Source organism: Thermococcus sp. GR5 (assembly GCF_012027535.1).
GTDB lineage: Archaea > Methanobacteriota_B > Thermococci > Thermococcales > Thermococcaceae > Thermococcus > Thermococcus onnurineus.
The window spans coordinates 70,706-84,673 of the sequence record NZ_SNUN01000005.1 but is presented as its reverse complement, the minus strand read 5'-3'; the positions used below and the strand labels follow the sequence as shown (position 1 = coordinate 84,673).

The following is a 13,968-nucleotide window of genomic DNA, read 5'->3' as shown; positions in this document are numbered from 1 at the left end:
ATTACAAAAAACTATCGAGATACAATATAGAGATGTAAAAATCACTCATCCAAAATGAGTGCTGAGCTTGGAGGCAGCTGAAAGTCTAAAGACCGGTATTTCAAATTCATGCAGCTTTGGATTTAAAGGTTGTGGGGCCTTTGAGGGTGGCTTATAGTAGGTCTTGTTTTATTAATGGCATGTTGAGGTGGCTCTTTTTCAAAGAGGGCTTGTCTCCAGTGGTGAAGCTTCTTGTAGAACAGCGTTTGGGAGAATTTTGGTGCCCCGGCCGGGATTTGAACCCGGGGCGCGGGCTCGAAAGGGGGCATTAGAGGCGTCCTCTAGCGAAATAGGGCTTAATTCTCTTTGGTCTCAGCATAAAGAGGCATTTGAACAGTGGCTCTCCGTAAAACTGGCCACAGAGGAGACTAAGGAGCGCTACATGCGGTACCTCGAAAGGTTCTTTGGAAAGTACAGAATAACCGATAAGGCCTCTCTCGACGAAGCTCTCGTGAAAGAAAACTACAATAGAGGGTTTGCAAAGTCTCTGAGAAACTTCATAACTTTTCTGAAGAACAGAGGCCTCATCAGCCGCACTGAGTACCTCGACCTTAAAGACATCATCAAGCTGAAGCCCACGGGGGTTAGGAGAGTTTACGTCTCCGACGAGCAGATCAGGATTGCTTACGAGTATTACCTCCAAAAGGATCCGCTCCTAGCCTTGATCTACGAGGCGTTAGTGTACAGCGGGCAAAGGCTCAAGCATATCGTCAGGATGCTCAACGAGTTCGATCCAGACAAACTAGTTCTCTATGGGGATAATGTAGCAAAATATCCAATGAGTGGAATTGGTAGGGGACAGAAGCAGACGTTTTGGGCATATTTTCCAAGGGAGTTCGCAGAGAGGCTCGAGAGGGTGGACATCAGCTACAAGCGCGTCCATGCGAGGATGAGGGTAAAGATACGGAGCATCAGGAACACGGAAAAGAGTGTTGTCTTCTCGTCTTCAGCAGTCAGGAAATGGTTCAGCGGATTTCTGGCCCGTCAGGGAGTACCGCTGGAGGTCATTGATTATATCCAGGGTAGGGCGCCGAGAACGGTCATAGAACGTCACTATCTCAATCTTGAGCTCCTAGCTGATGAGTGGTATTCTGCGGTGGTGGATGACCTAAAGCGTGTTTTGGAAGATGAAAGGAGGTGAGCGGAGGTTGGCCCAATCGTCTCGATTTGTTCGCGGGATATATATTGATTCTGAGGTTGAGAAGAGGGCAAAAGCCCTCGCGAAGGTGAAAGGAACGAGCATCAACCAAGTCTTCAGGGAGGCTGTACTAAAACTCTACAGGATAGAGCTCGGCAACACCAGGCCGGAAGACATCCTCAATGATTGATTCTATTTTTATCTTTACGCTTAATTTAAGCTTAAAATGTTCTTATTTGCTTATAAACGCTTCTTCTCCAATCTCAAAGTAGGATGGGCCTTCCTCCGCTCAAATCAGTTCTCTAATCAGATTCACAGAGAGGCCGAGCCCGAACTCCGAAGGCACCGATGAGATGGGGGAGGGCGATGAGGCCCGGTAATCGCTTCCGGGGGCGGTAGTATGGACACGCTGGAGGGTATTGCTCGGGAGATTGAGTTCTATGACAGGTACATGGAGAAGCTTCGCAGGCAGATTGACGCGGCACAGCGTGAACTCGCGAGGATTTCGAGACTGAAACAGCAGAAGGTCATGGAGCTAGCCCGGCTCAAAAAAGCACAGAGGGTGACAGCAGTATGAAGCCACGTAGCCTCGCTCAGCTCATTCTCTTCATCCTCGTCGTTGCAATGTGGCTGAAGTTCGCCTGGCCCATGATGACGAAGGAGAGCCTGGCAATCGGCGCCATTGGTGGTCTTCTGGTTCATTGGGCGCTGACGAACAAGGGCTCAAAGGCAGTCGCCCTCATCGAGCCGCTCACTTCGGGCTGGAGGGTCCTTCTCTATGACATGATGCTCGTGGCCTTCCTCGCGGCGTTGATTCAGCAGAACGGCAGCGCTGTTCTGGAGGTTCTAATGGATCTGAACGAGAAACCTGCGGTTCTGGCTTCTCTGGTCGGCGCTATCATCGTGGACTACTCGGTGGGAGGCTGAGCGATGGACGTTCTGCTCATTCCGCGCCTGGCTATCGCGGCTGCGTTCGGCCTTGTCCTGGCATATCTCGCGTATGACGCGCTCTCGGCCTGGTGGTGGGCGCGGGAGCACTCAAGGAGGTGGGTGAAGTGAAAAGAGTCGGAGTTCTGCTCGCGCTGTTGGTGCTTTTCAGCACTTTGTTAGTAGTGACGGACACAGTTAGTGCAGGGCTTGATGATTATCACGGGTTCTTTTACATTATGTCCTGGAGTGACAGCCCTCTTCAATACATTCAAGATGTTGCGAATGCAACAGGTGCAACGATTGAAGATGCCGACACGTTGAAATTAGCAGAAAAGACGGTAAAAATTGGAGATACGAGCTTTACGGTGAGATACTACGCTGATTTCACAGAGACGAGCGTTATTATCTACTCTGACTACGAATATGGACTTTTTGTAACTGACACAGAGACAACAACAATGCTTGAGAGCCTCAAAGATCAGATATCCTCAGTCCTGATGGGTCAAAAAGGTTTGGCGATAACTCATCAAGGACTTTATACTGACATGGAAGTTCAGGGGAATTATGTTAATATTGCGTTCTTCGATGACGGAACTAATGATCATGGGTATCCCACGACTGGCACAGTTCACACATTAGACTTTATCTTCTTTAACTCATGGTCAGACGGTGACGATGGTTCGGTCCAGCCTTGGGGCAAAATTGAGAAGGACGGCATACAGTTGTGGTATGCAGCATATGTCTATGAAACGAGCAGCCATATCTACAGGGAGAGCGGCTTATTCATTGGAGCTGGAGATTACGTCGTGACGGTCGATGGAAATTATCCATACAGCGGTATTTGTGTTATGGTGGTCTATACTTCAGACCAGCCGGAAGGAGTGCAGAGTTATGAGCTTTCTAAGCCCTATTTGGTGACTTTCCACTTTAAGGACGCTTTGACTGGTCAGACCCTTTCAGATGTTACAGTGAAAGAAGGCAACTCTGTTTTAGGCACTTTTAACGACGGTGATACATTGGCCCTAATAGTTGGTAATCACACGCTGACCTTCGAGAAAACGGGTTACTGGAGCGTCACCAAAACCATTGAAGTCCAGGATGACATGACTGTCACCATTGAAATGTACCCCTCCAGCGCCGCCTTCAAGCTCGAAAACTTCCCTGCCGACATCACGATTCCCGAAAACACTATCTACACTCTGACTTTCACCTTGAGCCCGATTGACACTTCCGCGACTTACAACACTTACCTGAGCCTGAGCGGCCTCTCTGACGTCCTCGAAGTAAGAAAAGACGGCTCCGTCATCAGCCCGGAGGGTGGAAAGTACTACCTCGGCGATATTTCGGGCGACACGCAGGTTTCTATCAAGTTCAAGGCCGGCGCGGTCGGCACTCACGGTTTCACTCTCACCCTTACCTCGAACGACGCTATAATGAGCCAGACCTACACGACGACGAAGACCGTCACCTACACCGTCGAGCCGCTTCCGTTCAGCGTCCAGATGCCGAGTGAATGGCAGGTGGGCACGAACGAGCTGAGGATTTCTGAAAGCTCTGGCCAGAGCTACCTAATCACGGCCGTTCTGAAGGACAGCCAGGGCAATGAAGTCTGGAGCGATTCTTATGCCTTCAGCCCGTACGAGGCGCACACTTTCCAGGTCAATGTTCCGGCTGAGGGCAGCTACACTCTCGAGCTGATGTGGAACGGCATGACTGCCGTCTATGACATCACCGTGAACCCTGCCATTACCCTCGTTACCAAGACCCTAACAGTCAGCGAGGGCGGCGAGGGAGTCATCACGCTCCACTTCAAGAACCCGAGCTCCAGCGTGCAGTACTACACCATCAAAGTGAGCGGCGGCTTCCTGCCGGCCGAGATAAACCAGAGCATCAGCGTTGCTCCATTGACTGAAAAGGATGTTTCAATAGCCTTCGCCGTGCCGGAAGATCTCACTTATGACGCCTACGAGCTGAACGTCCAGGTTCTCCAGGGCGATGCGGTTGTCTTCCAGGACAAGGTGGCCGTCACCATTGGAGATTCTGGAGGATTCGCGCTCTTCGGTGGCAGCAGCGGAAGCACGTGGCTCTGGATTGTCGGAGGACTTCTCGTCGTGGGTCTCGGGGTTTGGGCACTGAGAAGGAGGTGAGGTGATGATAGGCTGTTTCCTTCTTTCAATTATTCAGAAACGACGCGAGAAAAAAGGAGATGAGAAAAAGCCACGATCTTCAAGAACAGTCGCCCACAAGGTCGCCACTCTCGTGATATTCATCCTCCTCATCAATGCCCAATACGCTGCCGCAATTGACCTTTGGAACCCAATAGACAGCTACAAAGAGGCGGTTAGCTCAATTAAAGAAAAGATTTCTGGAGCTTGGGACTGGCTGAAGGGCGGGAGACACTTAGGAACTGCAGCAGCAACAGGCTGTTTTGCATATGCTATGTCAAGCGCAGCCGCAGGTGCGGTTGGGGGTTCAGTAGTTCCAGGATTAGGTACTATCGCTGGAGCTGTAGGGATGGCACTGGTTGCAGGTACTGCCTGCTATCTCGGCGGTGCTGCGATAGAAAATTGGATCAAGGGCACGTTTGACTTCTTCTCAAGTGATGACGATGATGGTGGAGGACTTTCGATCCTGCAACCAAGAAACCTCTCGTACAATGAATATGCATCAAGATCCACCCTCCTTGGAGTCTTTAACACAACCTACGTTAACCTTACTGAACTGATCCAGGCCGAGCAGAAGGACTTTCTCGAGCTCAAGGCCAGACTTGCAGCACAGTTGATAGCGTATGACATTGAGTCGACAGACGGGAGCACGGGAGAATTCTCAAACGTGGAAATCCGTGGCCCGGATAAGATATTTGGGTTCTCTGCAATACCAGTTGAATTCACCCTCAAACCGGGAGACAATCCGGATGTGAAGGATCCGATATGTCTTACAGATGTTAAGCTCTATGTCTACACTCGCGACGGCAGGCCGCTGTGGACAAGGGAATGGAAATTCCAGCCAGGAGAAAAATGCGGGGAAAGCAATGATGGAACTGTCTGGACATTTAGAACCATATTAAAAGGACCTGACCCGTATGAAAACCAGGTTGATGCCGTCCTCAACGGGCTGGCAACGTGGGATATTGTAAACCAGATTTATCTTGCCACGCCTGCTGACGAGCCATACGAGATTGTTGCGGAAGTCACCGGCATTAAGCAGATCTATTACAGTACTGGCGACGGATGGATCTTTGACCACAACGAGACGATTTCTGCGAGGTGGAGAACCTCCAGCGCATACAAGCACATTGCAGCGGGTAGGATTCAGATCGGAGGCTTCTCTGAAGGCACTCTGCCCATTGACTACCAAGACGATCCCAAGGCAAGAATGTTCGTGCCATACCTTATGAGGGGTTCTGGAGCTGCCTCAAACATTATCGCAAGAGCTTGGGTCAACCCACTCCATATCATCAATGCTTCCTCCACCTACAAGATCTACATTGGGGCAAATGACCAGTTTTTCAACCTCGTTCCGGTCACGAACCTCACCGTCACCGACGAAGCTAGGCTTGTAGTATACAGGTTGCTCAAAAACGGGCAGTGGGAGCTAGCTGCTGCGCTCCCAATCAGCAGCATGGCAACTCTTGGGGATATACTCTCCAATCCAACAGCCTTTGAGGGCACCGTGACTTATCACGGCGCTTCGGACATTGTCACTTACATGGCCTTCATTGGAATCAAGGCCGAAGTCACCAGGGATGACGGAACGAAGATCCCGATATGGATGCTCATATCGCCAAACATAGGTGTCGTTTCACCAGAGAGAACTGTCCGCCTTGACCCAACCTTCGCACAGATCGAGGATCTCATCAGTGACCAGGAATGGACCGCTTATGACGCCGAACAGGCGAAAGCACTCGTTGAGACAATAGTTCAGGAGCTCGAGGAGAAGATAGCATCTGCAGAGCACTACATCGAGATCGGCTCACAGCTTGGCAACCAGAAGGTTGTAGATTACGCCACCAAGGCAAAAGAGCACTATCTGGAAGCCATCACGTACGCAAAAAAGATTCCAACTTCTGAGAAGCTTGAGGACACCATCAGGTACCTCGAGATCGTCAGGGACGAGGAGATGGCCGGCGACTATTACCTTGAAGCAGCCAGGCTGGCCAGCTATGGGGCTTATGACCAAGCCGAGACTATGGCAGAAACGGCCGAGAAGATTGCAGATGTTGCAGACGAGTACAAAGGCACGATTCTTGGAGGAATATTCGGCACTAACTTCCAGCTCGGTGATCTCATCTGGTGGTTGATTGCACTAGCAATTGTTGCAGGAGTGTTCTATGTCCTGTTCGGGAAGCGGGCGGCAGTCCTTGTGGCAGTACTGTTCCTGGCCTTTGCAGTGCTTGATTCAAACCTAATCGGCGCCATACTGGCCAAGATTGGTGGATTTAGTTTGCTCGACAAGCTCAAGTTCTGGTGAGGTGATGAAACGTGGGGAATGCAAACAAGACTGAAAACCGGCCTGGAGTTGGAGAACGGGCCGGGAATTTCTTTTTCAACAAGCTAGGCTTCAGAATAGCAACCACTGGAATGATGGCAGCAATCGCCTGGTATGCGCAGGAGAAGAGCGTCACAATAGCAGAATTCAACGCCGCCTACGCCAGCATTCCACTCGCTGGAATACTTCTCGCAATGCTCTTCGACTACGGTCTCGATACAGGCAAACTCTACAACAGAATGCTCGGCAGGGGCAAGAGCGGGCTTTCAAAGCTCGTCTTCGCATTCGGCGCAGTGTTCGTCTTCTTCATGATGTTCACCTGGCTCCTAGCAGGGACCATTACGCTGAACCTTGCCGCAGTTACGCCAGCCACGCTCGTTGCCTCGGCCCTCGTGGCCCTTGTCGTCCTCCTGCCGAATACCGGAACCAGCGAGTGGCTCCTCTGGCTCTGGATTGCAGAGACCATAGTGACTGGCGGTGCACACCTGGCAATATTCCCGGCCATCTCGCTCTTCCAGATGGCCGTTGCGACACTCCTCGGAGGTGGTGCTCTTGGTTGATATGAAGAAGTTGAACAACGTGAATTATCTCATCAAACTGGTGCTGGTAGGCCTGATAGGCGGCTTTGTCCTGAGATGGGCCACTGACCAGAACATCACAGTGAACCAGTACGTTGAAGCAGTTGCCATGACTCCAATCTACGTCATCATTGCCATCGAAGTGCTGGACAAGCTCTCCGACAAAATGGACTATGAGTTTCTCGGTTTCGCCTACGGCTCAAAGTATGGAGTTAACAAGGTCATCATGAGCCTACTAATCGCAGGAATCGGTTTCGTTGCAGTACTTTACTTCATGACAGGTACTATCTCAATGACGGTTGGAGCCTACAACACTGGAGTTCTCCTCGCCGCGGCAACCTATGCACTGTACATTGTAGCACCAGAGACGGGAGATGATGAGTTGGTAGCGTTCCTCTGGATTGCGGCCACAGTTGCGACAGGGGGCAAATACCTCGATACAGCCTTCAGCCTGCCCTTCATCTCAAACCTAATCGCAATACTGCTCTGAGGTGACTCACAATGCTCGGCAGGGTTGCAGCAGCTCTCATCGCCTTCATCCTTTGTGTTTTCCACTGGCAGGACACCATCATCGCGGTAGGCCAACTCCTTGGGCTTTCGGGCTTTTGGGCCCTTTACATACCCTCGACCCTCATCGGGCTTTCAGTCTACAGGATCGCCGACATGGACAATTGGGGCGTTTGGGACGCAGCGGCATTCCTCACTATCGGCAGCATCGCCATGCTCGCCATGACTAGCGATCCAGGCGCGACGATCTACGAGCTCGTCAAGGGCGTTGTTAGCTTCAGCGTTGCGGCAATCCTCGGTGCACTCGCCTTGAGAGGAGGGAGGAACTGATGGACGTCAACGCGGCAATTGACGGATTCAAAGAAGTCGCAGCGGCCCACCCTTACCTCGGCTTGGCAATACTGCTCTTCATCATCGGTGCACTAGTGCGCGGAAAAGTCAGCTATGTATTCTACTTCCTCGGCGGCCTCGCGCTCCTGCAAGAGTTTTCGTTGTTTGGAACCTTTGTTGAGTTCCTCAAGGGGATTCCTGACCAGATGAGCTCTCTGATAAACGCGCTTGGAGGTGTGTTGGGTTGAGAAAGAAGGAAAGGAGAATTGTGACAATCGGCCTGATAGTGCTCTTCGCGGCCATAGCTTGGTGGGCCTACAACGGCGGCTTCGGCAGCGGCGGCTTTGTTGACCTGAGCAACACTCTGAGCGGCGACACCAGCACCACTGAAACCTACCAGCTCGCCATAGCCGACCTCGCCGCGAGCGTTGACCAGGCAACCGGCCACGTGCTCGTGACCTTCAGCCTTACCAACGCCGAGCACTTCAACATCAGCAGCGTTGAGGTCCTCTACGCGCTCAACGTCGCCGACCCGAACAACGCCACCTACACCACCCTGAACGCCACCGCCGAGAACAGCACCTACAAGGCTGAGATTCCGTCAAAGTTCGGCGACCTCGTCTACTACAAGGTCAAGGTCACTTACGACGGCGATAAGGTCCTCGAGAGCGAGGTCCAGAGCATAACCGTCACCGACACCACTGCACCGACCCTGAACTCTGTCAGTATTGACTACAACAGCACGGCCCTGACCTTTGCAATCAGCTTCAACGCCACCGACAACGACCAGATAGCCAAGTACTACGTCTATTGGGCCGACCTCGGCACTTCCAACACCGTGAGCAACACTACCACCTTCACTCCAGTCGAAGCAACCACCCTGCCAATCACCATAGCCAACCTCACCGAGGGCAACTACTACGCGTTCTACTTCAAGGTCGAGGACCTGAGCGGCAACATAGCGACCCTCTACAACGAGACAGCTCCGCTCATCATCCAGGCCAACAGCACCGCGACCTGGCCAGTTGTGGTTCCTGAGCAGAGCTCGAGCTGAGGTGGGCTGAAATGATGCCCACCTACCGCGCCTCTCCATCTTTTTCAAGAGTGATATTACGCCTGTTCGCAGTGGTTAGCCTAATTTTTTTGCTCCATTTCAGCTATTCGACGTTCGTCGAGCACGACCCGCTGAAAGAAAGACTGTACGAGCTCGGCTATCCAGCAGAGGGCTACATCTTCACCAACGACACGGTGAGGTGGGCCGACGGTCACCTGACAGTCTTCCAGGGTGCGTACGTTGAAGACTACCCAATCACCGCCGAACAGGCGTATGAGATCGTCAGGAACTACCTCGCAGACTACAACCAGAAGCTGAAACAGTACGATATGAAAATCGGGCCCGAAAAGAAGAGCCTCGCGGAAAAGGAGGAGAACGGCAACCTGTATTGGGTCTTCGAAGTCTACATCCGCAAGGGCTCGACCGAGATTTTTGCGGGCTTCGCCTACGTGAACAGGAAAACAGGCACGGTGAAGATGAAAGGCCTTCTTGACTGAGGTGAGAAGAATGAGTTTCAGAGGTATGAAAGCACTAGTTCCTATATTAATATATATGATAATAGGCTTTGGGCTGGCATCCGCGGCTTCATTCTACAAGTGGAGCGGGAGCCTTGAGGTAGGAGAAAGCGTTCACGTTGAAGGCCTCACTCTCACAGTCGACAAAAACAACGCCACCGGAGAGCTGGCCCTCATCATCAGAGCTCCGGATAAGCTTCTCGGTCTGCTCAAGGCCAGCGAGAGCGGCGAGTTTGAAGGGCTGAGCATCAGCTTCAAGGAGTTCAACGGCTACGGCATCATCGACATCTCAAGCGGGACACCCTTCTCCGTCAGCTTCACCACAAGCGAAGACTACCAGAAGCAAATTGAAGAGCTCAAGCAGGAGAACACGGCCCTGAGGGCCGAGAATGAGGAGCTAAAAAAGGAAGTTCAAAGCCTCACGGCAGAGAACAAGAAGCTCAAGCAGCAGGTTTCAGAGCTCCAAAGCAAGCTGGAGAACCAGCCCAACACTGCAGAGCTCCGGACCCAAATCACGAACCTCACCAAAGAGAACCGCGAGCTCAAAGCGCAGCTCGCGAACCTGACAAACAAAGTCAACCAGCTCAAAGCTGAGAATGAGTTTCTAAGCCAGCAGAACGAAGAGTACCGGACTATGATTCAGAATCTTCTCAAGGAGACAGCGCAGGGGAGCGAGCAGGACTACATTGAGCAGGCGAAGAAAGAGCGCCTCATCGGTTCTGTACTGCTGAAGAGCATTCTATTTGCCGGTGCCATCGTAGGGCTGATTGGATACGGCCTGTACAAGAAAAAGAGAGGGTGGGAGTATCCGCTATAATGTCCGCTCCGAGGAGGAGTGGGCAGTAAGGGGGTGTTAACTGCACACGGAGGAAAACGCTCCATTGGGGGAATAAAGCCGTCTAAGGCTCCCTAAGAAAATGTGCAGTGGGGGCCTAATTTTTGTTAAGAATAAACGACACGGAGGTTTGGGATAGTGGAGAGTATACACTCGAACTGGTGGGTTCCCGATGACTTCCTCGCTCGCCTGCGGAAAAGGGTCAGTCCAGAAAAGCTGGCCCAATACGGCATGAACGACATACGCCAAGCCTACTACGGCCCTTACCTAGGCCTAAGGCTCGACGACGGCAGCAGAGCGCCACAGTTCCTCCCCTACAAAGCAGGCTTTGCCAACCACATTCTATTCCTCGGCAGGAGCGGCTACGGAAAGACCAGCATTATGAGAGCCCTTGCAGAGGGACTCTACGACTACTTCTACCTGAACGGCAGAAAGGCCCTCATCATAGTCATTGAGGCCAAATACGACAAGCCAAAAGTCCAGAAGCTCAAAGAGTTCAGGAACTACATCGTCGACCACTTTGGCTACGACTACCTCCAAGAAAACTACCCCTGGCTTGAGAGCTACCTCCAGGACTACTACAGGAAGAGGCCACTCCTCGGCAAGATTGGAGACTTCGCCTTCGGCTGGCCCAACGTTGAGGGCATGATGACCAAGGTCGATGCAAACCACAACCAGTTCCAGAGGCACCGGCTCAAGCCGGCGATCTACCCCTCCACCAGAATAGTCTTCCGGCCCACGAGGGATCTGAGCCTCATAGCCAGGGACAACGGTATGAACGTCCAAGTGGTCGAAGGAAAGCTCAGCTACGACCGCCTTGAGGTGAAGGACCTTATCAAGTTCATGTACGTGAACACTCAGACCAACTACATGCGCCTTCTCGACATCTATTGGGGCCAGAAGAGAATCAGAGACCCCGACCGCTTCTTGAAGGAAGTCATCAGGAACGAGTACCCACCGAGGCCGGGCGAGACCGTTGAAGACGTACTGAAGAACTCCCGCGACAGGACAATCGCCAACCTGAGGACCCTCATGACCAAGCTGAAGAGCGACAGGCTCTTCACGAGCGACCCGAAAGAAGAGTTCGTCAGGAAACTAACTCCAGATAGAATCAACGTTATAGACTTCTCCGCGAACTCCCACCTGAGCGAGGAAGAAGAGGCCGTCATCTTCCACAACCTCGTGAGCTACGTCACCGACGAGTTCCTCCTCAAGTGGGACATTCCAGTGGTCATCATAGCAGACGAGATCCAGAACCTCGCGAGGCACGCTCTCGGCTTAGCAGCCATCAACAAGATATACCGAGAAGGCCGCTCCCTTGAGATCTCCCTGATTTCTGGCACCCAATACCTCTCGGGCCTGAGCAAGGACCTCGTTAGGGGAGCGACCCACATCGGCATAGTGGGCAGGCTGGCCTCGGAGAAAGACGCCGAGCTCCTGGAAGAGATACTTGACGAGCGCTTTGACAACGGCCGAAAACCCCGCTCCCTCGAGGAGCTGTTTAGAATCAGAAAAGCCCGGCGCGGGAAGGGCAAATTCTCGATAGATTGCGAATACACGTTTAGCATTGAGTATCGCGTTCCCAAAACCCTGTGAGGTGGTGGAAATGGGGTTGTTTGACAGATTTAGGAAGAAAAAGAAGAAGCAGAAGGTGAAAGTCCAGATCGGAGCCCTCGACCAAGTTGAGGTCATCCCATTCGAGGAGGACGAGAGAGGGAGCGTTTATGAGGAAGTCCAGAAGGCCGTCATCCAGCGGCTCGAGGAGCAGAGGAGGCTCAACGAGCAGCTCGCCCAAATCTACAACCTCGACCAGAAAGTCATCGTCTGGTTCGACGGCAAAGAGCCGAGGCCCAAAGGCTACCCCATAGCCATGCGCAAGGACCTCGACGAGTACGTCATACTCTACCAGGTCCGCCCACCCGACTGGCTCGACAGCATCTGGTACTCCCTCGGGAGGATATTCGGCAAGAGGCCGCCGCAGAAGCTCATCAGAGTCCACGAAAGCCAAGTCTGGTTCGGCAGGGAGATGATACTCATCCACGCCAGTGCTTTCGAAGTCAACCACATCGGCGAGGAGATCGCCCTGCCGCTTGAGAGGGACGTCCTTAGAGTCGAGCTCTGGAAGGAGATGAAGGCCTCCCGCGACGCCTGGAGAGCTGCATACATGAACCTCGCCAGGCAGGTGGCAAAGGCTACCGACCTGGCACTCAAGATCAACCCCAACGCAAAGCTCTACAACAAGACCAAGATGGATCTCTACGACAGGAGCGGAAAGAGGAAGATCGCCAGCATAGACGACGCGAGCGGCTTAACGTGGGGTGGGCTGCTCAAGAAGTCTGACTTTGAGACTGAGTTCGAGGAGTGATAGGCATGGAGAACGTCGAGGAGGTCTTTGGTCCAGTAGGTGTCCCGATCCCTGACAAGAGGGAGGACAACAGCCCCAAGAAGAGCGCGCAGGTCTCAAAGGACGACCTTAAGAAAGTCATCAACACAGAGATTTACAACAACATGAGGTTCTACATGAAGATGCTCTACGAGAACGCGGCCACGGAGACCGACGTTATCCTCCTCAAAGCTCTCTGGAGGGAGATAAAAAGGATGATGAAGATAAACGGGATTGAGGTTGAGGGGAACAAATAAACCCCTCTTCTTTTTTTCTACGGTAGAAAACTTTATACGGTAAAGCCTTCTACTGTATACTGGTGGGACCAATGCTTAAGGTCCAGGTTCACAAGCACCTCAAGAAGCAGAAAAAGAAGGGCAAAGTCTATAACGTCGAGCAGAGGCTTATCTACGTTCCCTCAAAGGCCGGGCTTCCAGAAGAAGTTTACCTCCTCACTCCAGAGGAACTCAAAGAGTTGGTCAAGCTGATTCCGGCCGAGAAGAGACCAAGCTGGCTGGTGGTGGAATGAAGACACTCGTGATCTCCGTGGACAGGAGCAGAGAGAAAAGAACAATCTATGCCCTTGTTGAGATAGATTATAATAATCTCAGCGAACTCAGAAAACGTGGAGGTTGGCTTAAGCACATTGCAGAACTTAGAAAACAAGAAAAGAGAAACTACATCGCGAAATTCCCAAAAAGGTTTGATAGCATTAAGCCACTTCTCAAACGAGTTATCGTGACACCCTTCTTCAACGAGATCAAAGATGAAATAATGAACCTGGATAAGGAGATTAGAGTCCTCATAGTGGATGATGCCGTTCTCAAAAAGCTCAAAGAGTATAAGAGCCGGAAAAACGTCTTCAAAGAGAGTGTTGCTAAGGGAAGGTGGGAATTCCGCCACGTTGTTCTTCTCACCGACAACATTGCATACATAAGCAGAGAGATCTATGAAAAGAACCCAAATCCTAACGCTCTCAAAAAAGAACTTCGTAAAAGAGGAATATTGTGACGCCCTTCTCACGGTGCGTCCCCGGCTTCATGAGGGTCTGCCAGGGCCACCACTCAAAGGGCCCACATGTGCTGTCACTGTGGGGGCGTGACCGCCCTCCCTCAATCAGAAATAACTCACAACTGCTTAAAACCATTTCGGATTTTGGCCCCCGTTGCGA

At 52.0% G+C, this 13,968-nt stretch carries 19 protein-coding genes; all 19 read left to right on the top strand.

Annotated elements, in window-relative coordinates; genetic code table 11:
- Window positions 1-421 precede the first annotated feature (421 nt).
- The 19 genes from E3E33_RS06320 to E3E33_RS06235 all read left to right on the top strand — a co-directional run bounded on the left by E3E33_RS06320 (window position 422) and on the right by E3E33_RS06235 (window position 13,808).
- On the top strand, window positions 422-1,180 hold the full coding sequence (locus tag E3E33_RS06320; protein WP_167711567.1) for an integrase: 759 nt from the start codon (window positions 422-424) through the stop codon (window positions 1,178-1,180).
- Between the two features lie 7 nt (window positions 1,181-1,187).
- A complete protein-coding gene (locus tag E3E33_RS06315; RefSeq protein ID WP_240912039.1) occupies window positions 1,188-1,367 on the top strand; it encodes a t26-2p in 180 nt (59 codons plus the stop codon).
- A gap of 210 nt (window positions 1,368-1,577) precedes the next feature.
- Window positions 1,578-1,754: a hypothetical protein gene (locus E3E33_RS06310; RefSeq protein WP_167711569.1), complete on the top strand. Its 177-nt coding sequence runs from the start codon at window positions 1,578-1,580 to the stop codon at window positions 1,752-1,754.
- The gene (locus tag E3E33_RS06305; protein WP_167711570.1) at window positions 1,751-2,104 is read left to right on the top strand and encodes a hypothetical protein; all 354 of its coding nucleotides are present in this window, start codon (window positions 1,751-1,753) and stop codon (window positions 2,102-2,104) included. The genes E3E33_RS06310 and E3E33_RS06305 overlap by 4 nt, the downstream gene beginning before the upstream one ends.
- Window positions 2,105-2,107: 3 nt before the next feature.
- A complete protein-coding gene (locus E3E33_RS11085; RefSeq protein WP_255452934.1) occupies window positions 2,108-2,236 on the top strand; it encodes a hypothetical protein in 129 nt (42 codons plus the stop codon).
- Entirely contained in the window at window positions 2,233-4,254 is a 2,022-nt protein-coding gene (locus E3E33_RS10975) for a hypothetical protein (protein WP_342764300.1), read from the top strand. Before E3E33_RS11085 ends, E3E33_RS10975 begins: the two co-directional genes overlap by 4 nt.
- A 4-nt stretch (window positions 4,255-4,258) precedes the next feature.
- Complete coding sequence (locus E3E33_RS06295) at window positions 4,259-6,577, top strand: hypothetical protein (protein WP_167711571.1); 2,319 nt, start codon at window positions 4,259-4,261, stop codon at window positions 6,575-6,577.
- An 11-nt stretch (window positions 6,578-6,588) separates the two neighbouring features.
- On the top strand, window positions 6,589-7,155 hold the full coding sequence (locus E3E33_RS06290; RefSeq protein WP_206203372.1) for a hypothetical protein: 567 nt from the start codon (window positions 6,589-6,591) through the stop codon (window positions 7,153-7,155).
- A gap of 1 nt (window position 7,156) precedes the next feature.
- Window positions 7,157-7,663, top strand: a complete 507-nt coding sequence (locus E3E33_RS06285; RefSeq protein WP_240911861.1) for a hypothetical protein — start codon at window positions 7,157-7,159, stop codon at window positions 7,661-7,663.
- 11 nt (window positions 7,664-7,674) lie between these two features.
- Window positions 7,675-8,010, top strand: coding sequence for a hypothetical protein (locus tag E3E33_RS06280; RefSeq protein WP_167711573.1), 336 nt, complete (start codon window positions 7,675-7,677; stop codon window positions 8,008-8,010).
- The gene (locus E3E33_RS06275) at window positions 8,010-8,258 is read left to right on the top strand and encodes a t26-9p (protein WP_167711574.1); all 249 of its coding nucleotides are present in this window, start codon (window positions 8,010-8,012) and stop codon (window positions 8,256-8,258) included. The genes E3E33_RS06280 and E3E33_RS06275 overlap by 1 nt, the downstream gene beginning before the upstream one ends.
- A complete protein-coding gene (locus E3E33_RS06270) occupies window positions 8,255-9,064 on the top strand; it encodes a hypothetical protein (protein ID WP_167711575.1) in 810 nt (269 codons plus the stop codon). The genes E3E33_RS06275 and E3E33_RS06270 overlap by 4 nt, the downstream gene beginning before the upstream one ends.
- 71 nt (window positions 9,065-9,135) lie before the next feature.
- Window positions 9,136-9,561, top strand: coding sequence for a hypothetical protein (locus E3E33_RS06265; protein WP_342764302.1), 426 nt, complete (start codon window positions 9,136-9,138; stop codon window positions 9,559-9,561).
- Window positions 9,562-9,571: 10 nt separating this feature from the next.
- Complete coding sequence (locus E3E33_RS06260) at window positions 9,572-10,396, top strand: DUF2046 domain-containing protein (RefSeq protein WP_240912037.1); 825 nt, start codon at window positions 9,572-9,574, stop codon at window positions 10,394-10,396.
- Window positions 10,397-10,552: 156 nt separating this feature from the next.
- The gene (locus tag E3E33_RS06255) at window positions 10,553-12,010 is read left to right on the top strand and encodes an ATP-binding protein (protein WP_167731673.1); all 1,458 of its coding nucleotides are present in this window, start codon (window positions 10,553-10,555) and stop codon (window positions 12,008-12,010) included.
- A 10-nt stretch (window positions 12,011-12,020) separates the two neighbouring features.
- The gene (locus E3E33_RS06250) at window positions 12,021-12,779 is read left to right on the top strand and encodes a hypothetical protein (RefSeq protein ID WP_167712226.1); all 759 of its coding nucleotides are present in this window, start codon (window positions 12,021-12,023) and stop codon (window positions 12,777-12,779) included.
- Window positions 12,780-12,784: 5 nt separating this feature from the next.
- A complete protein-coding gene (locus E3E33_RS06245; RefSeq protein ID WP_167712227.1) occupies window positions 12,785-13,054 on the top strand; it encodes a hypothetical protein in 270 nt (89 codons plus the stop codon).
- Window positions 13,055-13,125: 71 nt separating this feature from the next.
- Window positions 13,126-13,326, top strand: coding sequence for a t26-17p (locus tag E3E33_RS06240; RefSeq protein WP_167712229.1), 201 nt, complete (start codon window positions 13,126-13,128; stop codon window positions 13,324-13,326).
- Window positions 13,323-13,808, top strand: a complete 486-nt coding sequence (locus E3E33_RS06235; protein ID WP_167712228.1) for a hypothetical protein — start codon at window positions 13,323-13,325, stop codon at window positions 13,806-13,808. The genes E3E33_RS06240 and E3E33_RS06235 overlap by 4 nt, the downstream gene beginning before the upstream one ends.
- The last annotated feature ends 160 nt before the right edge of the window (window positions 13,809-13,968 follow it).

Coding starts and splice junctions, on each gene's coding strand:
- E3E33_RS06285 (WP_240911861.1), top strand. CDS start 7,157: ATGAAGAAGTTGAACAACGTGAATTATCTCATCAAACTGGTGCTGGTA.
- E3E33_RS06260 (WP_240912037.1), top strand. CDS start 9,572: ATGAGTTTCAGAGGTATGAAAGCACTAGTTCCTATATTAATATATATG.
- E3E33_RS06250 (WP_167712226.1), top strand. CDS start 12,021: ATGGGGTTGTTTGACAGATTTAGGAAGAAAAAGAAGAAGCAGAAGGTG.
- E3E33_RS06295 (WP_167711571.1), top strand. CDS start 4,259: ATGATAGGCTGTTTCCTTCTTTCAATTATTCAGAAACGACGCGAGAAA.
- E3E33_RS06275 (WP_167711574.1), top strand. CDS start 8,010: ATGGACGTCAACGCGGCAATTGACGGATTCAAAGAAGTCGCAGCGGCC.
- E3E33_RS06235 (WP_167712228.1), top strand. CDS start 13,323: ATGAAGACACTCGTGATCTCCGTGGACAGGAGCAGAGAGAAAAGAACA.
- E3E33_RS06305 (WP_167711570.1), top strand. CDS start 1,751: ATGAAGCCACGTAGCCTCGCTCAGCTCATTCTCTTCATCCTCGTCGTT.
- E3E33_RS06245 (WP_167712227.1), top strand. CDS start 12,785: ATGGAGAACGTCGAGGAGGTCTTTGGTCCAGTAGGTGTCCCGATCCCT.
- E3E33_RS11085 (WP_255452934.1), top strand. CDS start 2,108: ATGGACGTTCTGCTCATTCCGCGCCTGGCTATCGCGGCTGCGTTCGGC.
- E3E33_RS06280 (WP_167711573.1), top strand. CDS start 7,675: ATGCTCGGCAGGGTTGCAGCAGCTCTCATCGCCTTCATCCTTTGTGTT.
- E3E33_RS06320 (WP_167711567.1), top strand. CDS start 422: ATGCGGTACCTCGAAAGGTTCTTTGGAAAGTACAGAATAACCGATAAG.
- E3E33_RS06310 (WP_167711569.1), top strand. CDS start 1,578: ATGGACACGCTGGAGGGTATTGCTCGGGAGATTGAGTTCTATGACAGG.
- E3E33_RS06240 (WP_167712229.1), top strand. CDS start 13,126: ATGCTTAAGGTCCAGGTTCACAAGCACCTCAAGAAGCAGAAAAAGAAG.